The sequence below is a fragment of the Curtobacterium sp. PhB136 genome, from assembly GCF_004346855.1.
Taxonomy (GTDB): Bacteria; Actinomycetota; Actinomycetes; order Actinomycetales; family Microbacteriaceae; genus Curtobacterium.
The window spans coordinates 211,429-237,557 of record NZ_SMGH01000006.1; the positions used below are offsets into that span (position 1 = coordinate 211,429).

The 26,129-nt window shown below is 70.2% G+C and carries 25 protein-coding genes and 1 riboswitch; of the genes, 14 read left to right on the forward strand and 11 right to left on the reverse strand.

Features of this window, described 5'->3' with window-relative positions:
- The first annotated feature begins 88 nt into the window (after window positions 1-88).
- A complete protein-coding gene (locus EDF27_RS10430) occupies window positions 89-658 on the forward strand; it encodes a PH domain-containing protein (protein ID WP_123654118.1) in 570 nt (189 codons plus the stop codon).
- Between the two features lie 266 nt (window positions 659-924).
- Here the strand turns inward: EDF27_RS10430 and EDF27_RS10435 are convergent, their stop codons facing one another.
- The gene (locus EDF27_RS10435; protein WP_123654119.1) at window positions 925-2,643 is read right to left on the reverse strand and encodes an ABC transporter family substrate-binding protein; all 1,719 of its coding nucleotides are present in this window, start codon (window positions 2,641-2,643) and stop codon (window positions 925-927) included.
- Between the two features lie 253 nt (window positions 2,644-2,896).
- Here EDF27_RS10435 and EDF27_RS10440 point away from each other — a divergent pair, with 253 nt between their 5' ends.
- Genes EDF27_RS10440 through EDF27_RS10450 form a run of 3 tightly spaced genes read left to right on the forward strand, consistent with a single transcriptional unit; the run spans window position 2,897 to window position 6,986 of the window.
- Window positions 2,897-3,880 (forward strand): ABC transporter permease, encoded by a 984-nt coding sequence (locus tag EDF27_RS10440; protein WP_123654120.1) that lies wholly within the window; start codon window positions 2,897-2,899, stop codon window positions 3,878-3,880.
- Between the two features lie 3 nt (window positions 3,881-3,883).
- Window positions 3,884-4,822 (forward strand): ABC transporter permease, encoded by a 939-nt coding sequence (locus EDF27_RS10445; protein ID WP_132048675.1) that lies wholly within the window; start codon window positions 3,884-3,886, stop codon window positions 4,820-4,822.
- On the forward strand, window positions 4,815-6,986 hold the full coding sequence (locus tag EDF27_RS10450) for an ABC transporter ATP-binding protein (RefSeq protein ID WP_123654122.1): 2,172 nt from the start codon (window positions 4,815-4,817) through the stop codon (window positions 6,984-6,986). The genes EDF27_RS10445 and EDF27_RS10450 overlap by 8 nt, the downstream gene beginning before the upstream one ends.
- Window positions 6,987-7,079: 93 nt before the next feature.
- Here the strand turns inward: EDF27_RS10450 and EDF27_RS10455 are convergent, their stop codons facing one another.
- The 8 genes from EDF27_RS10455 to gcvT all read right to left on the reverse strand — a co-directional run bounded on the left by EDF27_RS10455 (window position 7,080) and on the right by gcvT (window position 18,201).
- A complete protein-coding gene (locus EDF27_RS10455) occupies window positions 7,080-7,574 on the reverse strand; it encodes a PH domain-containing protein (protein ID WP_123703070.1) in 495 nt (164 codons plus the stop codon).
- 62 nt (window positions 7,575-7,636) lie between these two features.
- Window positions 7,637-9,379 (reverse strand): ABC transporter ATP-binding protein, encoded by a 1,743-nt coding sequence (locus EDF27_RS10460; RefSeq protein WP_123654124.1) that lies wholly within the window; start codon window positions 9,377-9,379, stop codon window positions 7,637-7,639.
- The gene (locus tag EDF27_RS10465; protein ID WP_123654125.1) at window positions 9,376-10,326 is read right to left on the reverse strand and encodes an ABC transporter permease; all 951 of its coding nucleotides are present in this window, start codon (window positions 10,324-10,326) and stop codon (window positions 9,376-9,378) included. The genes EDF27_RS10460 and EDF27_RS10465 overlap by 4 nt, the downstream gene beginning before the upstream one ends.
- A complete protein-coding gene (locus tag EDF27_RS10470; protein ID WP_123654126.1) occupies window positions 10,316-11,245 on the reverse strand; it encodes an ABC transporter permease in 930 nt (309 codons plus the stop codon). Before EDF27_RS10470 ends, EDF27_RS10465 begins: the two co-directional genes overlap by 11 nt.
- A gap of 213 nt (window positions 11,246-11,458) precedes the next feature.
- On the reverse strand, window positions 11,459-13,093 hold the full coding sequence (locus EDF27_RS10475) for an ABC transporter substrate-binding protein (RefSeq protein WP_132048677.1): 1,635 nt from the start codon (window positions 13,091-13,093) through the stop codon (window positions 11,459-11,461).
- A 694-nt stretch (window positions 13,094-13,787) separates the two neighbouring features.
- Entirely contained in the window at window positions 13,788-16,706 is a 2,919-nt protein-coding gene (gene gcvP / locus EDF27_RS10480; protein ID WP_123654128.1) for an aminomethyl-transferring glycine dehydrogenase, read from the reverse strand.
- Entirely contained in the window at window positions 16,703-17,080 is a 378-nt protein-coding gene (gcvH, locus tag EDF27_RS10485) for a glycine cleavage system protein GcvH (RefSeq protein WP_123654129.1), read from the reverse strand. Before gcvH ends, gcvP begins: the two co-directional genes overlap by 4 nt.
- Window positions 17,081-17,085: 5 nt before the next feature.
- On the reverse strand, window positions 17,086-18,201 hold the full coding sequence (gcvT, locus tag EDF27_RS10490) for a glycine cleavage system aminomethyltransferase GcvT (protein ID WP_132048679.1): 1,116 nt from the start codon (window positions 18,199-18,201) through the stop codon (window positions 17,086-17,088).
- Between the two features lie 70 nt (window positions 18,202-18,271).
- A riboswitch (glycine riboswitch) is annotated at window positions 18,272-18,392 on the reverse strand.
- Between the two features lie 199 nt (window positions 18,393-18,591).
- On the opposite strand from gcvT, the gene EDF27_RS10495 reads away from it, so the two are divergent.
- Genes EDF27_RS10495 through EDF27_RS10510 form a run of 4 tightly spaced genes read left to right on the forward strand, consistent with a single transcriptional unit; the run spans window position 18,592 to window position 20,491 of the window.
- Entirely contained in the window at window positions 18,592-18,966 is a 375-nt protein-coding gene (locus tag EDF27_RS10495) for a BlaI/MecI/CopY family transcriptional regulator (RefSeq protein WP_123654131.1), read from the forward strand.
- A 13-nt stretch (window positions 18,967-18,979) separates the two neighbouring features.
- Window positions 18,980-19,717, forward strand: coding sequence for a M56 family metallopeptidase (locus tag EDF27_RS10500; protein WP_123703083.1), 738 nt, complete (start codon window positions 18,980-18,982; stop codon window positions 19,715-19,717).
- Between the two features lie 40 nt (window positions 19,718-19,757).
- Window positions 19,758-20,240, forward strand: coding sequence for an FBP domain-containing protein (locus EDF27_RS10505; RefSeq protein ID WP_123654133.1), 483 nt, complete (start codon window positions 19,758-19,760; stop codon window positions 20,238-20,240).
- Window positions 20,237-20,491, forward strand: coding sequence for a hypothetical protein (locus EDF27_RS10510; RefSeq protein WP_132048681.1), 255 nt, complete (start codon window positions 20,237-20,239; stop codon window positions 20,489-20,491). Before EDF27_RS10505 ends, EDF27_RS10510 begins: the two co-directional genes overlap by 4 nt.
- A 57-nt stretch (window positions 20,492-20,548) precedes the next feature.
- On the opposite strand, the gene EDF27_RS10515 is transcribed toward EDF27_RS10510, so the two are convergent.
- Window positions 20,549-21,430, reverse strand: a complete 882-nt coding sequence (locus tag EDF27_RS10515) for a LysR substrate-binding domain-containing protein (protein ID WP_132048683.1) — start codon at window positions 21,428-21,430, stop codon at window positions 20,549-20,551.
- 68 nt (window positions 21,431-21,498) lie between these two features.
- On the opposite strand from EDF27_RS10515, the gene EDF27_RS10520 reads away from it, so the two are divergent.
- From EDF27_RS10520 to EDF27_RS10535, 4 genes are all read left to right on the forward strand, one after another.
- Window positions 21,499-21,981: a GNAT family N-acetyltransferase gene (locus EDF27_RS10520; protein WP_123654136.1), complete on the forward strand. Its 483-nt coding sequence runs from the start codon at window positions 21,499-21,501 to the stop codon at window positions 21,979-21,981.
- A gap of 70 nt (window positions 21,982-22,051) precedes the next feature.
- A complete protein-coding gene (locus EDF27_RS10525; RefSeq protein ID WP_123654137.1) occupies window positions 22,052-22,396 on the forward strand; it encodes a hypothetical protein in 345 nt (114 codons plus the stop codon).
- Window positions 22,397-22,400: 4 nt separating this feature from the next.
- Window positions 22,401-22,856, forward strand: coding sequence for a GNAT family N-acetyltransferase (locus EDF27_RS10530; RefSeq protein ID WP_132048685.1), 456 nt, complete (start codon window positions 22,401-22,403; stop codon window positions 22,854-22,856).
- Window positions 22,857-22,889: 33 nt separating this feature from the next.
- A complete protein-coding gene (locus EDF27_RS10535) occupies window positions 22,890-23,093 on the forward strand; it encodes a hypothetical protein (RefSeq protein ID WP_132048687.1) in 204 nt (67 codons plus the stop codon).
- Window positions 23,094-23,122: 29 nt separating this feature from the next.
- On the opposite strand, the gene EDF27_RS10540 is transcribed toward EDF27_RS10535, so the two are convergent.
- Window positions 23,123-24,310, reverse strand: coding sequence for an aminotransferase class I/II-fold pyridoxal phosphate-dependent enzyme (locus EDF27_RS10540; RefSeq protein ID WP_132048689.1), 1,188 nt, complete (start codon window positions 24,308-24,310; stop codon window positions 23,123-23,125).
- 111 nt (window positions 24,311-24,421) lie between these two features.
- Between EDF27_RS10540 and EDF27_RS10545 the strand changes: the two genes are divergently transcribed.
- Both EDF27_RS10545 and EDF27_RS19680 read left to right on the forward strand, forming a co-directional pair.
- Window positions 24,422-25,213: an isocitrate lyase/phosphoenolpyruvate mutase family protein gene (locus tag EDF27_RS10545; protein ID WP_123654141.1), complete on the forward strand. Its 792-nt coding sequence runs from the start codon at window positions 24,422-24,424 to the stop codon at window positions 25,211-25,213.
- Window positions 25,214-25,290: 77 nt separating this feature from the next.
- Window positions 25,291-25,908: an HD domain-containing protein gene (locus EDF27_RS19680; RefSeq protein ID WP_165931444.1), complete on the forward strand. Its 618-nt coding sequence runs from the start codon at window positions 25,291-25,293 to the stop codon at window positions 25,906-25,908.
- Window positions 25,909-26,129 lie beyond the last annotated feature (221 nt).

Below are 26,129 nucleotides of genomic sequence, written 5' to 3' on the forward strand. Positions count from 1 at the left end.
GCTGGTACGCGCAAGGCGTTTCACGTCCGCTCAGCCGACGTTCCCGGGGAGGCACTCTCGCATCTCTCGCTCTCCTACGATTGAGCGCATGAGCGACTCCCCCACGCCCGAGCCCGCACGGATCGTCGCTCCCGGCATGCGGACGCTCGCCGTCGTGCTCTGGGTCGTCGCGGTCGTGCTGGTCGTCCTCGGCTTCGTGGGCCGCGGGGACACGTCCGCGTGGCTCGTCCCGGTCCCGAGCGTCTTCGTCGCGTTCGTCGCGTGGGCCGTGCTCTGGCGTCCGCGGCTCGAGCTCACCGCGGATGCGCTCGTGGTCGTCGACGTCCGCCGCACCTCCACCTACGCCTGGCCGCGGGTCACCGGGGTGCGGACGAAGTACGGCCTGGAGATCCAGTCGAACGAGCCCGACCGGCGCACGTGGATCGCGCCGCGTCCCACGGCACGCCTGCGCGTCGACCGGCCGGGAGGCTCGGTGCCGGTCAGCGTCGACGCCGCGGCCGCCGAGGTGCTCGCGTTCGTCCCCGAGGCCGCCCCGCAGGACGGCCCACCCCCGGCGTCCGTGGCCCGGCAGCCGATCACGCACCGGCTGCACGGGTGGTCCGTCCTCGCGATGATCGTCCTCGGCATCGCCGCGTCGCTCTCCGCCGCCCGCCTCTGACCGGCCCGGCGCGACCCCACACCGGTCCGGAGGCTCGTGGCGGCGCCGCCACGAGCCTCCCGTCCGCTGCCCACGCACGTTCCCACCCATCTCACGCGCGTTGGAAAGGCGAATCGCGCGTACCGGGTCGAAAGAACCGACCCCCTACGCGCGATTCGACTCCCTACGCGCGATTCGACCCGCTGCACGGGACGGGGGCGGGGCAGGGAACGTGGACGACGAGGGGCGCGTCACCGTGGTGACGCGCCCCTCGCTGGTGGTGCTGGTTACTTCTTGTAGCCCACGTCCTGCCACTTGACCGAGTACTGCTGGAACTGTGCCGGACCGTAGTTCACGAGGTCCTTCCGCACACCCCAGGCGTAGGGCTCGGCGAACAGCGGGATGGTGCCGGCGACCTTGACGATCTTCTTGTCGATCGCGTTCGCGTCGGCGATGCGCTTCGTGGCGTCGAGCTCGGCGTTCGCCTTGTCCCACGCGGCACCGAGCGACGAGTCCGTCACGCCGGAGTAGTTCTGACCGGCGTCGGCCGGGTAGTAGATCGACTTCAGCGAGGACACCGGGAACGGCGTGCCCTGCCAGGCGAAGTACGTGGCGTCGAAGTCGCGGCCGTCCGTGGTGATGTACTTCGTGAAGAAGTCATCGGTCGGGACGGTGTCGATCGTCACCTTGAAGCCGGCGGCCTTCGTCTGCTGCTGCACGAGCTGCGCGATGTTGGCCGAGTTCGGGTTGTCCGAGGGGATCACGAACCGGACCTCGAGCGTCTTGCCGCCCTTGGTCGCGTAGCCGTCGGAGCCGATCTTGTACCCGGCGTCCTCGAGCTTCGACTTCGCCTTGGCGGTGCTGTAGCCGTACACGCTGGTCGCGTGGTCGGTGTAGCCCTTCTGGCCGGGCAGGTAGGTGAGGCTGTTCAGCACGCCACCCGGGCTCTTCACCGGCGACAGGATCGCCTGCGAGAGGACCTTGCGGTTGATCGCCTGCGCGAACGCCTGACGGACGTCCTGGTCCTTGAACACGTCGGCGGTGCCGTTCAGCGTGATCTGGCGCTGCGTGGTGCCGAGCGAGCGCTCGATCTTCGAGTCCGAGCGGGAGTTCGCGGTCTTGTAGTTGTCCGCGCTGCCGTTCAGGTTGAAGGCGTCGAGCTCCTTGTTGGCGTACGCCTGGGCGACGCCGTCACGGGAGACCGTCTTGAAGATGATCGTGTCGAGCTTCGGCGCGTCACCCCACCACTTCGGGTTCTTCGCGAAGGTCACGACGCCGCCGTTGGCGTCGAAGGACTTGACGATGTACGGACCACCGGAGACGTAGGTCTTGCCGTCGGCCGCGTACGGGCCCTTGGCCCACGCCTTGTTGAAGTGGTCGGGGGTGTCGACCGCCCAGGAGGGGTAGATCGAGGAGAACACCGACGGCCAGTCCGCGTTCACCTTCGAGAAGGTGATGAGGACGTCCTGCGCGCTGGAGCCCTGCTTCACCGAGTCGACGTCTTCCCAGACGTTGGTGGCGAGCGGCGCGAAGGCCGGGTCGGTGCCGTTGAGCGCCTTCCAGTTCGCCGCGACGTCCTTCTCGGTGATCGGGGTGCCGTCGGACCAGACCGCCTTGGGGTTGATCTTGATCTCGACCGTCTGGGGCGAGTCCTTCGTCAGCTTGATCGAGTCGACGTAGTCCTTGTTCGCCTCCCACTCACCGTTCTCCTTGAACTGGATGAAGCTCGGGAGGTAGGTGCCGGCGATCGTCTGGTCGTCGACGGTGCCGGAGTCCAGGTTGCTGATCTGCCAGTTGGCGGGCGCCGAGTCGATCGGCAGCGTGAGCGAGCCGCCGTCCTTGACCGAGGCGCGATCGGCGGTGCTCCACCCGGTCGACTTCAGTGACGACGACGCGACCGCCGAGCTGTCGTCACCAGCCGTCCCGCCGCCGGAGCAGCCCGCGAGCACGATGGCCGAAGCCGCCGCGACGGCGAACACGGCTGTTGCTTTGATCCTCATTCGCATGGCGAGGATTCCCTTTCGTTGTTTCGCGCGGATCGCGCTGAACACGGCGACCCCCGTCGCCGTGGCTGTTGGGAGTTGACCCTAGCCACACCTTGGCCGTTGCCGTGAATGGTCGTACGGAATCGAAACAAGTCCGTAACAGTCGTTGTCTAGCGTTGCGGCCGTCGTCCTGAGCATGACTCCGGGGCGGCTACGCTGTCCCCACCGACAGCGCCGTCCGGCCGGACGGTCAATCGACCCCTGGGAACCGCCAATGCTCGCATTCATCGCGAAACGGATCGTCAACTACGTGATCCTGACGATCGTCGCGACGACGCTGGGATACATCCTGGCCAGCACGACGCTCAATCCGGCAGCTCGCTTCTACGGACGGAACCCCCCGGTCCCGCAGAACACGATCGACGCGTCGCTCGCGAAGATCGGCGCCGACCCCGGGGTGCCCGTCCTGGTGCGGACCTGGAACTGGTGGGTGGACCTCGTCACCCACGGGTCGCTCGGGATCAGCACGCGGAACACCGAGGTGACGGCGGACATCATCGCCCGCTCCGGCACGAGCCTCCGGCTGCTCATCATCGGCGCGCTGCTCGGCGCGATCCTCGGTGTCCTGCTCGGCGTGTGGAACGCGGTGCGGCAGTACAAGACCTCCGACCAGGTGTCCACGTACCTCTCGTTCGCGGTCCTCGCGACGCCGGTGTTCGTCATCGCGGTCGTGCTGATGATCCTCGCGACCGGGCTGAACAGCGCCGTCGGGTCGCAGGTGATCCGCTTCACGGGCGAGTACACGCCCGGCTACGGAGGCGGCTTCTTCGCCAACCTCGGCGACCGGCTCGTCCACCTGCTGCTCCCGACGATCTCGCTCACCATCGGTGCGATCGCCAGCTACTCGCGGTACCAGCGGTCCGCGATGCTCGACGTCCTGTCGAACGACTTCATCCGCACCGCCCGCTCGAAGGGCCGCACCCGCGGCTCCGCGATCATGCGGCACGGTGTCCGGGTCGCGCTCATCCCGATGTCCACGTTCTTCGCGTACTCGTTCGGTCTGATCCTGACCGGCGCGAGCGTCACCGAGCTCGTGTTCAGCTGGCACGGGATGGGCGAGTACTTCGTCACCAGCATCACCAACAACGACATCAACGCAGCGGCCGGGACGATCCTGTTCACGGCGATCCTGGTGCTCATCGCCGGGACGCTCGCCGATCTCCTGTACGCGGCGCTCGACCCGCGAGTGAGGGTGTGACCCGTGTCGCTTCTCGACCCCACCACCACGACCACCGCCGGTGACCCGGGCGACGGCAACGCCGGGGTGCCCGCGCACGTCGTCGACGCCACCAGCCGACGGACGCCGTTCTGGCGGAAGGTGCTCAGCACCTGGCGCGCCCGGATCGGTGCGACGGCGCTGCTGCTCATCATCCTGTGGGCCTTCGTCGGCCCGCTGCTCTACCAATGGAACTCGGTGGACTCCGACGGGCTCGCGTTCGGCATGGGCCCGAGCGCGTCGCACTGGTTCGGCACGAACGACATCGGCCAGGACATCTACGCGCAGACCCTCGTCGGCCTGCAGAAGTCGCTGCTGATCGGCCTCATCGCCGGCCCCGGTTCGACGCTGATCGCCGGCATCGTCGGTGCGATCGCGGGGTACTTCGGCGGGTTCGCCGACCGGGCGATCGTCTGGGCGATCGACCTGCTGCTCGTGATCCCGTCGTTCTACGCGCTCGTGCTCCTCAGCCCGGTGTTCAAGAACCTCACCTGGGTGGCGCTCATCGTCGGCCTGGCGATCTTCAACTGGATGATCATGGCCCGCGTGATCCGCGGGCAGACGATGTCGCTGCGGGAGCGCGACTACGTCAAGGCAGCTCGGTTCATGGGCGTCCCGTCGTCCACGATCATCCGCCGGCACATCCTGCCGAACGTCGCCTCGCTGCTGATCATCGACGCCACGCTCGGCGTCGGCGCGATGATCCTGGCGGAGAGCACGCTGAGCTTCTTCGGCTTCGGCATCCAGGTGCCGGACGTCTCGCTCGGCACGCTGCTCGCCGCCGGCAGCCAGTCGGCGGTGACCCGGCCGTGGCTGTTCGTCCTCCCCGCCGCGACCCTCGTCGCCACCGTCCTGTCCACGAGCCTGCTCGGCGACGCCCTGCGCGACGCCATCGACCCCACCTCCGGAGCCAACCGTGACTGACCCCCTGCTCTCCGTCTCGGACCTCTCCGTCACGTTCAACGCGAACTCGCGCCCCGTGTACGCCGTCCGCGGCGTCGACTACGAGGTCCGTCAGGGCGAGTTCCTCGGCATCGTCGGCGAGTCGGGCTCCGGCAAGTCGGTGTCCTCGATGGCCGTGATGGGTCTGCTGCCCTCCTCGGCGCAGGTCGGGGGCAGCATCAAGTACGACGGGCAGGAGCTCGTCGGCCTGAACGACCGCGAGATGTCGAAGCTCCGCGGCCGGGACATCGCGATGGTGTTCCAGGACCCGCTGTCCGCGCTCACGCCGGTGTACACGATCGGGCAGCAGATCGTCGAGGGGCTCCGCCTGCACGACCGGTCGCTCACCGCGCACGCCGCCCGGACCCGCGCGGAGGAGCTCCTCCGCGTCGTCGGCATCCCGAACCCCGCCCGGCGGCTCGACGCGTTCCCGCACGAGTTCTCCGGCGGCATGCGGCAGCGCGCGATGATCGCCATCGCGATCGCGAACGACCCGAAGCTCATCATCGCGGACGAGCCGACCACCGCGCTCGACGTGACGATCCAGGCGCAGATCCTCGACGTGCTGCAGACCGCGAAGGACATGACCGGCGCCGCCGTGGTGCTGATCACCCACGACCTCGGGGTCGTCGCGGGCAACGCCGACCGGGTCGCCGTGATGTACGCCGGCCGGATCGTCGAGACGGCGCCCGTGCAGACCCTGTTCCGCGAACCGGTGATGCCGTACACGATCGGCCTGCTCCGGTCGATGCCGAACATGTCGGCGCCCCGCACGGAGCGGCTCGTGCCGCTCGAGGGCCGCCCGCCGCTCCTCACGCAGCAGCCGACGGGGTGTCCGTTCGCCGACCGCTGCCCGGCCGCGATCGACGCCTGCCGTGACGGCGAACCGGCACTCCTGGCGCCGAGCATCACGAACGCCGGCGCCGGTACCGTCGGGGAGACCGTCCCCGGCTCCGTCGCCGACCTGGCCACCGGCGCGACGGTCGCCGCCCCCGCCGTACTGCCCGACCACACCGCCGCGTGCATCCGCCGCGACGAGATCGCCGCGGGCACCCTCGAGCGCTCCGAGATCTTCCCCCGCCCGGACGACATCGAAGAGGCCGCGACGGACCACGGCGACGACGTGGTCCTGCGACTCGACGACGTCGTGAAGACCTTCCCGCTCACCAAGGGCGCGGTCTTCCGTCGGCGGATCGGCGAGGTCCACGCGGTCGACGGCATCTCGCTCGAGCTCAAGCGCGGCAAGGTCCTCGGCCTGGTCGGCGAGTCCGGCTGCGGCAAGACGACGACGATCATGGAGATCCTCGAGCTCGCGGGCGCCCAGCAGGGCTCCATCACCGTGAACGGCGTCGACACCGCCACGCTGAGCAAGCGCGACCGTCTCGCGCTGCGGAGCGACATCCAGGTCGTCTTCCAGGACCCGATGGCGTCGCTCGACCCCCGGCTCGACATCGGCTCGGTGATCGGGGAACCGCTCACCGTGCAGGGTGTCCCGAAGGCCGAGATCCGCCAGCGTGTGCAGGACTCCCTGGCGCTGGTGGGCCTCGAGCCGAGCTACATCGACCGGTTCCCGCACGAGTTCTCCGGCGGCCAGCGGCAGCGCATCGGCATCGCCCGGGCGCTCATCGTCGAGCCGAAGATCCTGGTGCTCGACGAACCCGTCTCCGCGCTCGACGTCTCGGTGCAGGCCGGTGTCATCAACCTCCTCGAGGACCTGAAGCACCGCCTGGGCCTGTCGTACCTGTTCGTGGCGCACGACCTGTCGGTCGTCCGGCACATCGCCGACGACGTCGCGGTGATGTACCTCGGTCGCATCGTCGAGTACGGCGAGGGCGACCTGGTCTTCGACGACCCGCAGCACCCCTACACGCGGGCGCTGCTGTCCGCGGTGCCCGTCCCGGACCCCGACGCCGAGGCCGCACGCGGCCGGATCCTGCTCGAGGGCGACCTGCCGTCGCCGACCGAGCGGGTCGACGGGTGCCGGTTCCGCACCCGGTGCCCGCTCTACCAGCTCCTCGACGAGACCCGGCAGGAGCAGTGCCGCAGCATCGACCCGGCCCTGCAGGCCGTGCACGGCCGTGGCGTGGCGTGCATCCAGACCGACCAGAACGACCTGCTCACGCAGCGCGCGGTTGCGGCCGTGTAGCGGCGGTCACGTCTCCACCTGACAGACGGGAGGCTCCGCACCGGACCGGTGCGGAGCCTCCCGTCCGTCATCTCCTGACGTGACGTGCTCTGGTCAGGCGACCAGGGCGAGGACCAGCAGGAGCACCGCGACCACGCCGGAGACGACGGCCGTACGGTCCCAGGACCGGACCACTTCGCCGTCGGCCGCGCCGCGGTCGCGTGCGAGCGCCCAGGCGTCGAGGACGACCGAGAGCTCGGCGGAGGTCGGCATCACGGGCCGCTCGCCGCGCCGGGCGGGCTTCGGCCGGGGCAGGGTCGGACCGCCCCAGCAGGTCAGCTTCCGCGGCTCGGTGGTCTCGACGACGATCTGGTACCGCAGCCGGACGTCCGCGACCGCGCCCCACGGCACCACCGTCACCCGGAGCGGGTTGACCACCGTCAGGCGGTCGGCGGTGACCCGGACGGACGGCTGGACCATGAGCACCCAGACGCCCCAGACGATGACCGCGATCGGTCCGACGGCGTGCAGGACCACGTCCCAGCTGCCCCGGACCGCCGCGTCGACGAGCAGGGCGAGCCCCAGGAACGCGACGAGGCCGGACGACACCAGTCCCCCGCGGCCACCGCGGAGGACGATCGGTCGTCCGGCCTCGTCGTTCGTCAGGTCGATCAGCGCCCGAACTCGAAGGACGCACCCGGGATCGCCGCGAGGAGGTCCCTGGTGTACTGCTCGCGCGGGTTGGCGAAGACCTCGTCGGTCGTCGCCTTCTCCACGATCTGGCCCTTGCGCATCACGCACACGTTGTCCGCGACGAGGCGGACGACCGCGAGGTCGTGCGTGATGAACAGGTAGGTCAGGCCGAGCTCCGACTGCAGCTCCGTGAGCAGGTCGAGGATCTGGCCCTGGACGAGCACGTCGAGGGCGGAGACCGCCTCGTCGAGCACGATGACCTCGGGCTTGAGCGCCAGCGCACGGGCGACGGCGATGCGCTGTCGCTGACCGCCGGAGAGCTCGTTCGGGTAGCGGTTCACCATCGATGCCGGCAGGGCCACCTGGTCGAGGAGCTCACGCACCCGGGCACGGCGCGAGGCCTTGTCCCCGATGCGGTGCGTGACGAGCGGCTCGGCGATGGTGTTCCCGACGTTGTACATCGGGTCCAGCGACCCGTACGGGTCCTGGAACACCGGCTGCACGCGACGGCGGAAGTCGAAGAGCTCCTTGCCCTTCAGCGCCCCGATGTCGATGCCGTCGAACTGCACGCTGCCGCTCGTGATGTCCTCGAGCTGGAGCACGAGCTTGGCGACCGTGGACTTGCCAGAGCCGGACTCGCCGACGAGCGCCATGGTGGTGCCCTTCGGGATCGAGAACGACACGTCGTCGACGGCCTTCAGCTCACGGCTCGCGAGGTTCTTGCCGCGCAGCTTGTAGACCTTCTCGAGGTTCTTCACCACGATGAGGTCCTTCGCCGGCTGGTGCTCGCGCTCCTGGGCGCGGGCGATCAGCTCGGCGTCGTCGCTGCCGGCGTCGGCGATGTCGACGTGCGCGTGCTGCACCTTGGACTGGATGCGACGGCTCGCCAGCGACGGCGCCGCAGCGACCAGGCGCTGCGTGTACGGGTGCTGCGGGTTGCCGAGGATCTCCTTCGACGGACCCGCCTCGACGACCTGGCCCTTGTACATCACGACGAGCTTCTCGGCGCGCTCGGCGGCGAGGCCGAGGTCGTGCGTGATGAAGAGCACGCTCGTGCCGAAGTCACGAGTCAGCGTCTCGAGGTGGTCGAGGATGACGCGCTGCACGGTGACGTCCAGGGCGCTGGTCGGCTCGTCCGCGATGAGCAGCTGCGGGCGGCTCGACAGGCCGATGCCGATGAGCACGCGCTGGCGCATGCCGCCGGAGAACTCGTGCGGGTACTGCTTGAGGCGGTTCGCGGCGTCGCCGAGGCCCGCTTCCTTCAGGACCTCGATCGCACGCTCGCGGACGGCCTTCTTGCCGACGGCCATGCCGTTCGCACGGATCGCCTCCTCGACCTGGAACCCGATGGTCCACAGCGGGTTGAGGTTCGACATCGGGTCCTGCGGGACGTAGCCGATCTCCTTGCCGCGGATCTCGGACATCTCCTTGTCGGAGAGACCGACGAGCTCGCGACCGTTGAACTTGATCGACCCGCCGGTCACCTGGCCGGCGCCGGGCAGGAGCTTGATGATCGCCTGGGCGCTCGTCGACTTGCCGGAGCCGGACTCGCCCACGATCGCGAGGCGTTCGCCCTGCTCGAGGGTGAAGTCGACGCCACGGACGGCCTGCACGAAGCCGCTCTGGGTCTTGAAGCCGATCTGGAGCCCGGAGATCTCGAGGAGCGGGGCGCCGCTGTTGCCGGCGCGACGGGCCGTCGTCTCGGTCAGAGTCTCGCTCATCGGCGGGCCCTCGCCTTCGGGTCGAGTGCGTCGCGGACCACGTCACCGAGGAGGAGGAACGCGAGCACGGTGATGGACAGGGCGGCGGACGGCCAGAAGATCGTCGCCGGGTTGGTCCGGATGGAGGACTGTGCGGCGCCGATGTCGAGGCCCCAGCTCAGTGCCGACGGCGGGAGACCGATGCCGAGGAAGGACAGCGTGGCCTCCGCGACGATGAACGTGCCGAGGGACACCGTCGCGACGACGATGACCGGTGCGAGCGAGTTCGGGATGACGTGGCGCACGAGCGTCTTGACGCGGCTGACCCCGAGCGCCGCCGAGGCGGTGACGTAGTCGGCCTGCTTCGCACTGAGCACCGCGCCACGCATGATGCGGGCGATCTGCGGCCAGGCGAAGGCGGCGAGCACCAGCGACACCGTGAGGGCGTTGCGGGCCGGGATCACGGACATGATCACGATCGCACCGAGGACGGTGGGGATCGAGAAGAAGATGTCACCGATGCGGGACACGATCGTGTCCAGCCAGCCGCCGAAGAAGCCGGCCAGGGCGCCGATCACGATGCCGACGACCGAGACCAGGACGGTCGCGACGATGCCGACGATCAGCGAGTTGCGGGCACCCCAGATCACGCGGGCGTACGTGTCGTAGCCCTGACGCGTGAAGCCGAGGATGTGCCCGGCGCGCGGGCCCTCGTCGCTGTTGTTGAGGTTCGACGCACGGGGGTCGATGTGCGTGAAGAGCCCGGGGAACACCGCGACGACGATGATCAGCACGATCAGGATCGACGAGACCCAGAAGGTCGGACGGGTGCGCATGGACTCCCAGGCGTCGGTCCAGAGCGACCGTGCCTTCTCGTCCTCGTTGACGTTGTCGATCGCCTGGAGCGGCGTCTCCTCGAGCGGCGCGACGTAGTGCGTCGCCGAGCGCGATTCGGTGTTACTTGGCATAGCGGATCCTCGGGTCCAGGACGGCGTACAGCAGGTCGACCAGGAGGTTGGCGAGCATGAAGATGATGACCATCACGGCGACGAAGGACACCACGGTGGGGCCCTGGCCGAGCTTGACGGCCTGGTAGACCGTGCCGCCGACGCCGTGGATGTTGAAGATGCCCTCGGTCACGATCGCGCCGACCATCAGGTTGCCGATGTCGATGCCGAGGTACGTCACCACCGGGATGAGCGAGTTCCGGAAGATGTGCACACCGATCACGCGGCGACGCGGGAGGCCCTTCGCCGTCGCGGTGCGGACGAAGTCGGCACTCATGTTCTCCGCGATACTCGCCCGGGTCAGGCGGACGATGTAGGCGAACGACACCGATGCCAGCACGATCGCCGGGAGCACGAGCTCGGACCACGGCGCGTCACCGGAGACCGTCACGCGGAACAGCCCCAGGTTGATGCCGAAGACGTACTGCAGCACGAAGCCGACGACGAAGGTCGGGACCGAGATGAGCAGCAGCGACACGACGAGCGCGGTGGCGTCGAACCACTTGCCCTTCTTGAGGCCGGCGATGACACCGACGACGATGCCGGCGACGGCCTCGAAGACGAGCGACAGGATCGCGAGCCGGGCCGTGATCGGGAAGGCCTGCGCGAGCTGCTGGCTGACCGGGATGCCCGAGTAGGTCATCCCGAGGTCGCCGCGGAACACGCCGCCGATCCAGAGCAGGTACTGGATGATGAACGGCTTGTCGAGGTTGTACTGCGCGCGGATCTGTTCGATCACCTGCGGCGACGGCTGGTGGTCGCCGAAGAGCGCTGCGATGGGGTCCCCGGGGAGGGAGAACACCATGAAGTAGATGAGGAACGTGGCACCGAAGAACACGGGGATCAGCTGCAGGAGGCGCTTCCCGAGGTACCAGAGCATCAGATCTCCGCCTGGTTCGGAGCGAGCATGTGGATCACAGTCATTTCGTCAGGGTGGACGTTCCGTGCGGTGACACGGTTGCCCGACGCGGGGGCGGCGCCCGCTGTGGGTTGTGGGGAGGTGGTGCCGCCGCGGTACGGGGGCTCGGGAACCTGTGGCTCCCGAACCCCCGTCCGGTGGTGCTGCTGAGGCAGGATACCTGCTCTCAGTTGGTTACTTCTTGACCTCGACGTCGTAGTACAGCGGCACCGAGTCCCAGCCGAACTTGACGTTCGACACGTTGTCGGCAGACCAGACACCGGTCACGTTCGAGTACCAGAGCGGGATCTCCGGCAGGTCCTTGAGCAGGAGCTCCTGGGCCTGGTCGAAGATCTTGTTGCCGGCATCGACGCTGCTGGCCGACTGACCCTTCTTGAGCAGGTCGTTGTACTCGGTCGACGCGTAGCGCGAGTAGTTGTTCGACGAACCGGCACCCATGGTCGGGCCGAGGAAGTTGTACAGCGACGGGTAGTCGGCCTGCCAACCGGTGCGGCTACCGCCCGTGAGCTTGTCGTTCGTCTGGACGTCCAGCGCTTCCTGGAAGGTCGGGTACGCCTTGCCCTCGGCCTTGATGCCCAGCGTGTTCGAGATGCTGTTCGTGACCGCGGTCACCCACGCCTCGTGTCCGCCGTCGGCGTTGTACGAGATGGTGAGGGTGTCGTTGTACGGCGAGATCTTGTCGGCCTCGGCCCAGAGCTTCTTGGCTTCGGACTTGTTGTACTTGAGGACGTCAGCGCCGTCGAGGTTCTTCGACCAGCCGTCGATGACCGGCGAGGTGAAGTCGCTGGCCGCGGTGCGGGTGCCGTCGAAGATCTTCGAGGTGATCTGCTTGCGGTTGATCGACATCGAAACGGCCTGGCGGCGGAGTTCGCCTTCCTTGCCCTTCCAGTGGTCGAGGTAGTAGGGCAGGTAGATGCCCTGGAAGATCGCCGCAGGCTGGTTCACGTTCGAGTCGGGGAAGTCCGACTTGTAGTTCGCGAAGGCCGAGTCCGGCACGGCGTCGAGGATGTCGAGGTTGCCACCCTGCGCGTCGGAGTACGCGGTGTCCTGCGAGGTGTAGAACGTGATCGTCAGACCACCGTTCTTCGGCTTGCGCTTGCCCTCGTAGTCCTTGTTGGTGACGAGCTTGATGTCCGTGTTGTGCGTCCAGGCGCTCTTGCCGTCGAGCTTGTACGGACCGTTGCCGATCGGGTTCTCACCGAAGGCCTTGGTGTCGTCGTAGAAGACGGAGGGCAGCGGGACGAACGCCGAGTAGCCGAGCGACAGCGGGAAGTCCGACTGCGCCGCCTTCAGCGTCACCGTGAACTCGGTGTCGCTGACCGTCTTGAGGCCCGTGAGCTTCGCGTCGGCGTCGGCGTTGTAGCCCTCGATGTTCTCGAAGTAGTAGCTCGCGCCCTGGGCGTTCGACTTCTGCGCCGCCCAGTTCCACGCCTTCGTGAACGACTCGGACGTGATCTTCTCACCGTTGGTGAAGGTCCAGCCCGAGTTGAGCTTGATGTCGAACGTCTTGGAGTCGTCCGTGGTGATGCTCTTCGCGACCTCGTTCACCGGCTTGCCGTCGGCGTCGTAGGAGCGGAGGCCCTCGAAGATCGAGTTGATGATCTTGCCACCACCGGTCTCGGTGGTGTTCGAGGGGATGAGCGGGTTCTGGGGCTCGCTGCCGTTCGTGGTGACGATGCCGCTCGCGTTCGTCGAGCCGGAGCTCGAGTCACTGCTGCTGCTGCCACTGTTGCTGGAGCAGCCGGCCAGGGCGATTGCTGTGGCCCCGAGCACGGCGAGGGCTGCGAGCCCAGCGCGCTTCTTGATCAAAGGTTCCTCCTGGTGCATGGGACGCGCCGGGCACAGAGGTGTCGCCAGGCGCGTTTGACCTTTGCACTGTAGGCAGTGGGCTGAGAACCCACCAAACCCTGGGCCGAACGGTTACACGCTGGTAACCAACTTGCATGATCCTTGCGAGATGCTGCAAGATACCCGCGTTTCACCACCCAACATGCTGTTTTGTTGCATGCGCATGGGTTTCGTTGCACCCCTGGAGAGTTCTTCGCAGTGTGCCACCCCTTCGGGGGTCGTGTCACGCGGGCGCGCTGCCGCGCCGTCACTGGCGTGACTCGCCCGGTGCAGTGGGTGGGCTGTGCGGTCGCTGGACGCAACGATCCATCCCCTGGACGAAAGGGACCGCTCCACTGGCGCGGGGCGCGGCGGGGGCGGGGCGGCGCGGGGCGCGGCGCGGGGCGGGCGGGCGGACTCGAAACGACGACCTCGCTGTCGTACGACAACGACCATGTCGTCCAAACGCGCACGCAAGTACCGGCGCGCACAACCGGTGACGAAGTGGTCGTCGTACGACAGCGACCATGTCGTTCGGGGTCGGCGGGCGCCGGAAGCCCGGGCTGCGCAGCGACGTCGGCGGCCCGCACCGGGCGCGCGGAAGGCCCGGAGCCGAGGGGCTCCGGGCCTTCCGTGGTCGTGCGGCTGCGGCTGCGGCTGCGGCTGCGGCTGCGGCCTACGCGAACGCCTCGATCGGCGGGCACGCGCAGACCAGGTTGCGGTCCCCGTACGCCTGGTCGATGCGGCGCACCGGCGGCCAGTACTTCCGCTCCGCGATGCCCGGCAGCGGGTACACCGCCTGCTCCCGCGTGTAGGCGTGCGTCCACTCCCCCGAGATCACCGACGCGGCCGTGTGCGGCGCCCCGACGAGCGGGTTGTCGTCCGCGGGCCATTCCCCGCGTTCGACGGCGGCGGCCTCGGCGCGGATGGCGAGCATCGCGTCGACGAAGCGGTCGAGTTCGGCGAGGTCTTCGCTCTCGGTCGGCTCCACCATCAGCGTGCCGGCGACCGGGAACGACATGGTCGGCGCGTGGAAGCCGTAGTCCACCAGGCGCTTCGCGACGTCGTCCACGGTGATGCCGGTGGCGTCGCGGAGCGGTCGGAGGTCGAGGATGCACTCGTGCGCGACGAGGCCGGACTCCCCCGTGTAGAGCACCGGGAAGGCGTCACGGAGTCGTGCGGCGATGTAGTTCGCCCCGAGCACCGCGGTCTCCGTCGCACGGGTCAGGCCGTCGAGCCCCATCATGCGGACGTACGTCCACGTGATCGGGAGGATGCTCGGGCTGCCGTACGGCGCCGCCGAGACGGGACCGCCGGCGTGCGCCAGGCGCCCGCCCGAGGTCGACCCCGGCCGGCGGTCCTCGTCCTGGGCCATCGGGTGACCGGGCAGGAACGGCGCGAGGTGCGCCTTCGCCGCGACCGGACCGACGCCCGGGCCGCCGCCGCCGTGCGGGATGCAGAACGTCTTGTGTAGGTTGAGGTGCGAGACGTCGCCGCCGAAGTCCCCGAACCGCGCGTGCCCGAGGAGTGCGTTGAGGTTCGCCCCGTCGACGTAGACCTGACCGCCCGCGTCGTGCACCGCGTCGCAGATCTCGCGGATGTCGTGCTCGTACACGCCGTGGGTCGACGGGTACGTGATCATCAGCGCGGCGAGTGCGTCGGCGTGCTCGGCCACGCGGGTGCGGAGGTCCGCGAGCTCGACGTTGCCGTTCTCGTCGCAGGCGACCACGACGACCTTCATGCCGGCGAGCACCGCCGACGCGGCGTTCGTGCCGTGCGCGCTCGACGGGATGAGGCAGACCGTTCGGGCCTCGTCGCCACGGGACCGGTGGTACCCGCGGATCGCGAGGAGCCCCGCGAGCTCGCCCTGGCTGCCGGCGTTCGGCTGGACGGAGACGGTGTCGTACCCGGTGACCTCGGCGAGCCAGGTCTCGAGGTCGCTGATCATGCCGAGGTAGCCCTCGACGTCGGAGCGCGGGGCGAACGGGTGGATGTTCGCGAACTCCGGCCAGGTCACCGCCGCCATCTCGGTTGCGGCGTTGAGCTTCATCGTGCAGCTGCCGAGCGGGATCATGCCGCGGTCGAGCGCGTAGTCCTTGTCGGCGAGGTGCTTGAGGTAGCGCATCATCCGGGTCTCGCTCCGGTGGGAGCTGAACACGGGGTGCGTCAGGTACTCGCTCTGCCGCAGCAGGTCGGACGGGAGGCTCGGGGCCGCGTCCGCCACGGCGGTCTCGACCGCACGCTGGTCCGGACCGGTGCCACCGGCGAGGAGGCTCGCCAGCACACGGACGTCGTCGGGCGTGGTCGTCTCGTCGACGGAGGCCAGCACGGTGTCGGCGTCGACGAGGTGGAGCAGGTAGCCGGCGTCGTGGGCTGCGCTGACGACCGCCTCGGCCCGCCCGGGCATGCTGAGCGTGACGGTGTCGAAGAACGCGTCGTGGACGACACGCACGTCGGCGGCACGAGCGGCATCGGCGAGCGCCGTCGCCGTGCGGGCCACGCGGTTCGCGATGAACCGCAACCCTTCGGGCCCGTGGTAGACCGCGTACATCGAGGCCATCACGGCGAGGAGCACCTGCGCGGTGCAGATGTTCGAGGTCGCCTTCTCACGGCGGATGTGCTGCTCGCGGGTCTGCAGGCTGAGCCGGTAGGCCATCCCGCCGGCAGCGTCGAAGGACACCCCGACGAGGCGGCCGGGCAGCTGGCGCTCGAGCCCGGCGCGCACGGCGAGGTACCCGGCGTGTGGGCCGCCGAAGCCGAGCGGGACGCCGAAGCGCTGTGACGTGCCGACGGCGACGTCCGCGCCGAGGTCGCCCGGGCTCGCGAGGAGCGTCATCGCGAGGAGGTCCGCCGCGACCACAGCGATCCCGCCGCCCGCGTGGACGCGCTCGATGGTCGAGGACGGGTCGACGACGTGTCCGGAGGCGCCCGGGTACTGCAGCACCACGCCGAACGCCCCGTCGAGCTGGTCGTCGGACGGTCCGGCGACGGCGTCGAACGCACGCAGGGTGATGCCGACGGCTTCCGCGCGGTGTTCGAGCAGCGCGCGCGTCTGCGGCAGCAGGTCGGTGTCGACGAGGAACGCGTCGCCCTTCACCTTGGACGCGCGCCGGGCGAGGAGCATGCCCTCGACCACGGCCGTGCCCTCGTCGAGCATCGAGGCGCCGGCCGTGGCCATGCCGGTCAGGTCGGCGACCATCGTCTGGAAGTTGATGAGCGCTTCGAGGCGCCCCTGCGAGATCTCCGGCTGGTACGGCGTGTAGGCCGTGTACCAGCTCGGGTTCTCGAGCACGTTGCGCTGGATCACGGCGGGCGTGTGGGTGCCGTAGTACCCGAGGCCGATCATCGCGCGGTGGACGGTGTTCCGGGACGCTGCCGTGCGGAGTTCGGCGAGCGCCTCGGTCTCGCCGATCGCCGCCGGGATCGACGACGACGCGACGGGTGCCGCGTGGATCGCGGCCGGGATCGCGGCGCGGACGAGTTCGTCGAGCGAGCTGTGCCCGACGGTCTCGAGCATGACGCGCTGGTCGGCCGGGGTGGTCCCGATGTGCCGGTCCGCGAACGTGGTCTGGAGGTTCAGGTCGGTGTCCGTCATGCGATGGACGCCCGGTACGCGTCGTGGTCCATCAGGTCCTCGGGGAAGGAAGTGCCCTCGACCTTGATCTTCACGAGCCAGCCGGCGCCGAACGGGTCCTGGTTGACCGTGTCGGGGGCGTCGACGACGGCGTCGTTGACCTCGATGACCTCACCCTCGATGGGGGCGAAGAGTTCACCGACGCTCTTGGTCGACTCGATCTCACCGAGCTGGTCCCCGGCGGTCGCGGTGGTGCCGACGGCGGGCAGCTCGACGTAGACGACGTCACCGAGCTGCTCGGCGGCGTGGTCGGTGATGCCGACGGTGACGACGTCACCCTCGACGAGGAGCCACTCGTGGTCCTTGGTGTACTGCAGAGCGGTCTGGTCGGTCATGGGGGTCAGCCTTTCGCGGGGCGGCGGTAGAAGGGGAACGCGGTGACGGTGGCGGGGATGGCCGTTCCGCGGACGTCGATGTGGAGGAGTTGTCCCCCGGTGGCCGCGGACGGGTCGACGAACGCCATCGCGACTGGGTGCCCGAGCGTCGGCGAGAGCGCGCCGGAGGTCACGGAGCCGACGACCGTGCCGTCGAGCAGTACCGGGTACCCGGCGCGGGCGGCACGGCGGCCCTCCATCACGAGGCCGACGAGCACGGGGGCGTCGTCCGCGGGCTCGACACCCGACGAACCGACGAACGCCCCGTCCTTCGCGACGACCCGGCCGAGTCCGGCCTGCGCCGGGCGGGTGGACACCGTGAGCTCGTGCCCGTAGAGCGGCATCCCGGCCTCGAGGCGCAGGGTGTCGCGCGCGGCGAGCCCGGCGGGCACCACGCCACGCGGCGCACCGGCGTCGAGCAGCGCGTCCCAGATCGCCGGCGCGACGTCGGGGTCGCTGTAGATCTCGAAGCCGTCCTCGCCGGTGTACCCGGTCCGGGCGACGAGCACCTCGGCGCCGTCGAACGTCGCGTGCAGCACCCGGTAGTAGCGGAGCTCGTCGAGCGGCGACTCGGGCTGCAGCCGGTCCTCGACCACGAGTTCGTCGAGCGTCCCGGCGGCCGCTGGGCCCTGGACCGCGACGAGCGCGGTGGTGTCGGAGTCGTCGCTGACCTGCACGTCGAAGCCCGCGGCGCGTTCCTGCAGCGCGGACACGGCGACGGCACGGTTGGCGGCGTTCGCGACGACGAGGTACGAGTGCTCGGACACCCGGTAGACGACGAGGTCGTCGAGGATCCCGCCCGTCTCCTCGAGCAGGAGCGAGTACTTCGCGCGGCCGACGGTCATCGCGCCGAACGCCCCGGCGAGCGCATGGTCGAGGAAGGCCACGGCGTCGGGGCCGGTGACGCCGATCTCCGCCATGTGCGAGAGGTCGAAGACACCCGCGGCCTGGCGGACGGCGTGGTGCTCGGCGAGGTCGGACGAGTACCGGACCGGCATGCGGTAGCCGGCGAAGTCGGTGAACGTGGCACCGGCCGACTCGTGCGCCGCTTCGAGCGGGGACGAACGGAGGGATGAGGACATTGCGGAGTTCTCCTGGCGTGCGCAGGGCCCGGCCAGCGCCGGGCGGCACCCGACGACGATCGTCGGGTGGAACTCCCCCTCTGTCATGGGCCTGAGAGTTTCACCGCGGCCCGTGAGGTCCGCGGCTTTCACCGTGGGCGAGACGACCGGCCCCGATGGAGCACGGGCGTCTGCTTTTCAGAGTGGCCTGTCCGCTGCGGTGTTGGACCTGAGAGATTGGCGGGGAGGATGCTCCTTCGGTGCCGCTCGGCCGTCGGCGAGCGACGGCGGGCGGCGTCTCCCGCGGCGGGTGATCGGCCTCGATGTTCTGTTGTCCGCGGAGATCTTACCGAGATCGCGTTACGGGCATGTGAACCGTGCCACCGGTTCGACATCTCGTAGAGTGGCCACGTGGCAGGACAGAGACAGCGCCCCCGCGGGCAGCTCGAGCAGGCGGTGCTCGACGCGCTCTGGTCCGCCGACGGCGGACTGACGGCACGACAGGTGCTGGATGCCTTCCCGGAACCCCGTCCCGCACTCACGACCGTCCTCACCGTGCTCGACCGCCTGGGCCGCAAGGGCGCGGTGGAACGGCAGGAGCACGCGGACGCCGCACTGACGTTCCGTGCCACCCACTCGCGTGAAGAGCAGACCGCGTCGTTGATGTCGACCGCACTGGCGGCCGCCTCCGACCGGGAAGCCGCACTCCTCCAGTTCACGGGTTCGCTGGCCTCGGACGACCTCGACGTCCTCCGCCGCGCCCTCGACGCCCGCGCCCGCTCCTGACGGTCCCCCTCCCGTGGTGGTCACCGGCGTCGTCCTCATCGTGCTCGCGCTGGCGGTCGTCGCCCTCGCGCCACGGATCCTGACGAGGTCCGCCTGGACGATCGACCGGCCGCGCACCGCGCTGGTCTCGTGGTCGCTCGCGGTCGTCCTCGGCGCGCTCGGGTTCGTCGCGGGCATCACGCTCGTGGTGACGGCGAACCGGCCGGTCACCGATCCGTTCGCGCTCGGCGACTCCCCCTCGCACGGCCTGAACATCGGGGTCGCGCTCATCGCAGTCCTGGCGTTCGTCATCGCCGTGCGGGTCCGCCCCGGTTCCGAGCACCGGGCCGTCAAGGAGGCGATGCGCTCCGGTGCCGCCCCGCACCGGGAGATCGACGGCACCCTCGTCGCCGTGGTGGAGGCCGAACACGCCCTGGCCTGCGCAGTGCCGGGGCGAAGTGGTGGCGTCCTCGTCAGCTCCGGTCTCGCAGACCGGTTGCGGACGGACGAACTGGAGGCCGTGGTCGCCCACGAACGAGCGCACCTGCACCAGCGCCACGCGGCCGTCGTCGCGGTCGCGGAGTCGATCGAGCGTGCGGTCCCGTGGATCCCGGGGGCACGCGCCATGGCGCGCTCGACGCGCGTCCTCGTCGAGTTCGCGGCCGACGACGCGGCCGCACGCCGCATCGGACGTGACGCGGTGCGCCGGGCCGTGCTGGTGGCGGACGAGACGAGCGCGCTCGCGGCGATCCGAGCCTCCCGGCTGAGGTGAACGGACACCTGTCGGAGGCGAGGCATATGGTGTTCTCACCGTGAAGCCACTGACCGAAGCAGACATCCGTTCGTCATTCGTCAACGCCACCCAGGACGAACTCGCGCAGCTCCCGATCCCCGGACTCCACGAGATGCTCTGGGACGACCGCGAGTTCCTCGGCTGGCGGGACCCGCAGGCCGCGCGCCGCGGGTACATCGTGTCCTGGATCGACGGACGAGCCGTCGGCATCGTCGTGCGCTCCGCCGGTGGATCGCTCCGCCCCGGGATCGCCGCGATGTGCTCGTTCTGCCACTCCCCGCAGCCCGCGACCCAGGTGCGCCTGTTCTCCGCGGCGCGTGCCGGTGAGTCCGGCCGGAACGGCAACACGATCGGCACCTACATCTGCGAGGACCTCGGCTGCCCGCTCCTCATCCGCACCGCGCCGCCCCACCTGAACCCGCCGGCGACGATCGCGATGCGTGGCGAGGCCCTGCTGCAGCGCGTCCAGAACTTCACGGCCGACATCATGAAGACGGCGTGACCGGACGCTTCAGCACGGCACGCTGGGTCGTCGTCGAGGAACGGGGTGACGGGCGCTGGCGCCTCGCCCTGCACGATGAGGCCGATGATGAACTCGGGGCGTTCGGGATCGGGGTCGAAGGGCCGTGGGACCCGGACGTCGAGCCGCACGTGTCGTTCGTGCTGACGCAGCTCGGGCTCGCGCTCACCGGGGCACGACCGTGGCGCGTCGACGAGCTCGGCGACCACCGCGCACCGGTCCTTCCGGCGTAGCCGGGGCGCCGGTCCGCCGGTCCGCCGGTCCTCCGGTCGGCCGGTCCGCGGCGACGCTCAGTCCGCCCCGGCGACGAAGTTACGGAGGATCTCGCGGTCGTCGTCGGCACGCGCCGCCCAGCAGAGTTCGCTGCGGTGCTCCCCCGTGAGCGGCAGGAGCACGACGGTGTCGGGCGCGGCCAGGGTCGCGCTCGCCGGAGCGACCGTGACGCCGAGACCCGCGCCGACCAGGTGGAGCACCGTCGCCCAGGTCGTTGCCTCCTGCACGACCTCCGGCACCCGGCCGTCCCGGACCACCGGCGCCAGGTTCCGCTCGGTCGCGACGGCCCCGGCCTCGGCGGGGAAGAACACGAACGGGTCGTCGAGCAGTTCCCACCCCGCGATCGAGGTCCGGTGGGCGAACCGGTGCCCGAGCGGGACCGCGGCGACGAACGGCTCGCTCCGGAACGGCCGCAGCCGCACGCCCTCGGTCGGGTCGGGGTCGCGGACGATCGCCAGGTCGAGCTCGCCGCGGACGATGCGCGCGAGGAGCCGGGACGTGTAGCCCTCGGTGAGCTCCACGCGGACCAGCGGGTGGCGCTCCCGGAACCGTTGCACGCGCTCGATCGGGCCGAGCGGCAGCGCCGAGACGACGAAGCCCACGTCGAGCCGACCGGCTTCCCCGCGCCCCACCCGCACTGCCTCGTCGAGGTCCCGCTCCACCTGGGCGAGGAGCGAGCGCGCGCGGCCCTGGAGCACGCGCCCTGCCGGTGTCAGCGCCACGCTCCTGGACGTCCGGGCGAACAGGTCGACGCCCAGCGCGCGCTCGGTGCGCCGGATCTGCTGCGAGAGCGCGGGCTGGGCGACGTGCAGGGCCTCGGCCGCGCGGCCGAAGTGCAGCGCGTCGGCGACCGCGAGGAACGCGCGGAGCTGGCGGAGGTCGACGTCCGGGTGATCCATGCATCCAGCGTATCGATGGTCGCGAACGAGTATTGGACGTGACTTCGTGGTGGACCGAGGATGGGACCATGCCCGACACCGCATCCGTCACCATCAGCGACATGGCCTCGGCCGCCGACGCCGACGCCTTCCGGACACTGAACGAAGCGTGGATCGAACGCTTCTTCACGCTCGAGGACGAGGACCGCAAGCTCCTCGGCGACCCCGTCGGCCAGATCGTCGAACCCGGCGGCGCGGTCTTCGTCGCCCGGATGGACGATGCCGTCGTCGGGTGCGTCGGCATCATGCCCGTCGGCGACGGCGAGTACGAGCTCGTGAAGATGGCCGTCGCGGCCGACCACCAGGGTCACGGCACCGGCCGTCGACTCATCCAGTACGCGATCGACCGCGCCCGCGCCGTGGGTGCGCGACGGCTCGTGCTCGAGACGAACTCCGCGCTGGCGAGCGCCGTGCACCTGTACGAGACCACCGGGTTCCGGCACCTCGGCCCCGAGGAACGGCATGCGAGCCCGTACGTCCGCGCCGACGTCGCCATGGCGCTCGAACTCTGACCACCCCCGGGCTCGGCCGTCCCCCGGGCTCGGCCGTCCCTCTGGCTCGTCCAGCCCGTAGGGTGAGCGCATGGGGATCGTCGGGGTCGTGCTGTTCGCCGTCGCTGGGCTGGCACTGCTGAACGGCATGCCGCACTTCGTGGCGGGCTCGGCGGGGCTGGTGTTCCGCACCCCGTTCGGCCGGTACTCGTCCGCACGGACGAACGTGGTCTGGGGCATGGCGAACTTCGTCATCGCGATCGGACTGCTCTTCGGACGCACCGCCGTCGCCAGTCCGACGAGCGGCGACATCGTCTGGTTCGTCGTCGGGTCCCTCGTCTCGATCCTGCTGTTCGCGTTCCGCGCCGCCGACTTCTTCGACGACCGATCCGACCGTCCTGCTGACGGATCGCAGGAGTCGGCCGACAGTGCCTGAGGACATGCGGATCACCGAACGCACCGACGCCGACCTGGACACCCTCGTCGAGGTGCTCTGGCGCGTCCACACCGACGGCTACCCGGCCACCTGGCCCGACGACCCGCGCGCGTGGCTCCGCCCCGAGGGACTCCTCGGCGCCTGGGTCGCGGTCGAGGACGACCGCATCGTCGGCCACGTCGGCATCGCCGTCCCCGGCCCCGGGCGGATGCCCGAGGTCACCCGGCTCTTCGTCGATCCCTCGCACCGCTCCCGCGGGCTGGCCGACGGCCTGCTCGACGCCGCCGAGCGGTTCGCACCGGGTCCGCACATCCGGCTCGACGTCACGGAGGAGACGCCCGCTGCCTGGCGCCTCTACGAGCGGCGCGGCTGGCGGCTCACCGGCACCGGGCTCGCGGACTGGTCGAAGCCGTCGGGCGAGACGCCGCTGCTGCGGTACTACGCCAAGCGCGTCGGCTGACCCCGCCGCGGGTGCGCTTGCTACGCTCGGCGCATGGCGACGCACGAGGTCCAGGCCGTCCGCGACGAGGGCATGTGGCAGGTGTTCATCGACGGGTTCCTCGTGACCCAGGTCGCCCGCTGGCCCGCGGTGGGCTTCGTCGCCCGTGAATGGGTGGCCCTCACCGAAGAGGTGCCGTCCCGCGAGGTCGACATCCACATCCGGGTCGTCGGCCGCAACCAGTTCCTCGACGCCTGACGGCCCGCTCGCCCCTCAGCGCGCCGCGGTCAGGCGACGTGCCAGACCACGGCCTCCTGCGCGCTCGACGGGTAGGCCGCCGCGATCCGCAGCACCGCCTCGCGCAGGGTGTCCGGCGAGCACGCCAGGTTGATGCGGGCGAAGCCCCGCCCCTCGGACCCGAACGGCACCCCGGAGTTCAGCGCGACGAACGCGTGCTCCCGGAGCTGCACGGCCGGGTCGTCGCCGAGACCGATCCCGCGGAAGTCGAGCCACGCCAGGTACCCCGCGCGCGGCCGTGCGTACACGACGCCGGGCAGGTGCTCGGCGAGGAGCTTCGCGAGCAGCCGGTCGTTCGCCACGATCCGGTCGATGACGTCGTCGAGCCACCCGACGGCGAGCGAGAACGCCGCGAGGTTCGCGTGCAGCCCGAGGATGCTCGTCCGGCAGGCGACCTCCTCCCAGAGGGTGTCGAGGAGTTCGGCGGTCGCGGCGTCGCCGGCCACGATGACGGAGCACTTCACGCCGGCGAGGTTCCACCCCTTGCTCGCCGAGGTGACGCAGACGCTCCGCGCCCCCGCCTCGGAAGCGATCGACGCGAACGGGGTGAACTGCACGCCCGGGTGGGTCAGCGGTGCGTGGATCTCGTCCGAGACGACCAGCACGTCGTACTTCGCGGCCAGCGACGCCAGGGCCTCCAGGTCGGACCGGTCGTGGACGAGCCCGATCGGGTTGTGCGGGTTGCAGAGCAGGAAGACGCTGACGCCGGAGGCGAATGCACGCTCGAGCCCCTCGAGGTCGAGCCGGTAGACGCCCCAGCGCTCCGTGAGCGGGACCTCTTCCACCTGACATCGGGCCTCTTCGATGAGCTCGAAGAACGGCGGGTACACCGGCGGGGTGATCGCGACGCGGCCGCCGTCGGGCAGCGCGAGCCGCAGGGTCTCCACGATGCCGACGCTGACGTCGGTGGCGAGGTACACGCGGGCGGGGTCGACGTCCCAGCCCCAGCGGTCCCGGGCGAACGCGGCGAAGGCCGGTGCCAGCGGGCCCGGCCCGTCGAGGTACCCGAGGTCGGACTGCTGCACGCGCTCGACGAGCGCCTGCCGGATCTCCGGAGCGACCTCGTGGTCCATCTCGGCGACGAACAGGGGCAGCACGTCGGGCGCGTACCGCGTCCACTTGATGCTCGTCCGGACCCCGCGGAGCGTGCCGACCGGGTCCTCCTCGTCGTTCGCCATGCCCTCAGGATGCACCGACCGGGAGGCGCGGCGCGAGTCCGGATGTCATCGAGCGTCGTCTGCGGCCCGCGCTGGGGCCGGTGGCCACCCCGTCGGCCTACTGTCGGTCCCATGACCAGCAGCACAACGAGCAGCAGCACCGCCGACAAGGCGTCGACGCTGCAGACCCTCCACCAGGCACCCGAGATCCTGCGCGTCGTGAACGTATGGGACGCGATCAGCGCGAAGACGGTCGCGGCACTGCCGGAGACCAGGGCCATCGCGACCGCCGGGCACTCGATCGCCGCGTCCTACGGGTACGAGGACGGCGGGATGCCCCTCGACCTGGCGCTCCAGGGCGCCCGGATCGTCGCCGAGGCCGTCGACCTGCCGGTGTCCGCCGACCTCGACGACGGGTACGAGGACCCGGCGGAGACGATCCGTCGTGCGATCGGCTTCGGCATCGTCGGCGCGAACGTCGAGGACCGCCTCCGCCCGTTCGACGAGGCAGTCGCCCGTGTCGCCGCCATCACGAAGGCCGCGGAGCAGGAGGGCGTGCCGTTCCAGCTGAACGCCCGCACGGACGCCATCGCCCGCGGCGGGGACCGCCCGATCGACGAGAGCATCGCGGACGCGATCGCCCGCGGCAAGGCGTTCCTGGACGCCGGCGCACCGCTCGTGTTCGTCCCGGGTGCGATCCAGCGTGACGTCGTGGAGCGGCTCGTCGAGGGGCTCGGCCGCGGGAAGCTCTCCGTGATCGGCCTGCCCGGCGCCCTGCCCGCGGCCGAGTACGAGGCACTCGGCGTCGCCCGCATCTCCTACGGGCCGCTCACCCAGCGCGTCGCGCTCCGGGCACTCCGCGACCTGGCGACCGACCTGTACGACGGTGGCGTCGTGCCGGAGGACACCCCGACCCTGAACTGAACCAGCAGACGGACGGGAGGCCCGTGGCGGAGTCGCCACGGGCCTCCCGTCCGATGTGCGACCGGTACGGTCGGCCCATGGGTCTCGATGTCGACGCGCTGCTCACTCCCCCGTCACCCGTCGCCGCACGGGCGCTCGAGGTCGCGCGTGCCTGGTGCACGCCGGCGCTCGTCAACCACTGCCTGCGCTCGTGGGCGTGGGCATCCCTGCTGGCCACGGCGGAGTCCCTCGACCCGGACCGTGAGCTGCTCTTCGTCGCGACGATGCTGCACGACCTCGGCGTGACACAGTCCTTCGACGCCCACACCGTCCCGTTCGAGGACGCGGGCGGCGCCGTCGGCAGCGTGTTCGCAGTCGGTGCGGGCTGGAGCGGCGAACGAGCCCGTCGTGTCGGCGAGGTCATCGAGCGGCACATGTGGCCCTCCGTCGACCCGGTACTCGACCTCGAGGGGCACCTGCTCGAGGTCGCCACCTCCCTCGACGTCTCCGGCGCCGGCTTCCCGCGCTGGTCACCCGCCGATCTCCGCGCGGTCACGGCGGCCGTTCCGCGGCTCGACTTCTCCGGGTCGTTCCACGCGCTCGTGCACGACCAGGCCGTGCGCAAACCCGGGTCGGCGGCGGCTCGGCTCGACGGATCGGGCAACGTCCTCGCTGGCAGCGACCGATGGATGGACTTCCTGCGGGACGTCGTGTAGAGTTCTTGTTTGGTGCATTGCAGCGAACCCATCTGACTCGCGCACACCGAACCGTCTCGAAGCCGACTCACCCGAGTCGCATTCCCACGAGACCACCGCTCCGCCGCACGTCCGTACTCCGGACCAGGCCGAGCAGCACGTCGAATGCCGACGTGCGCGTGCCCACCACACGCGACCGACGCGACTCAGTCGTCCGTCGGACCGCAGCGTGGGCCGCCAGA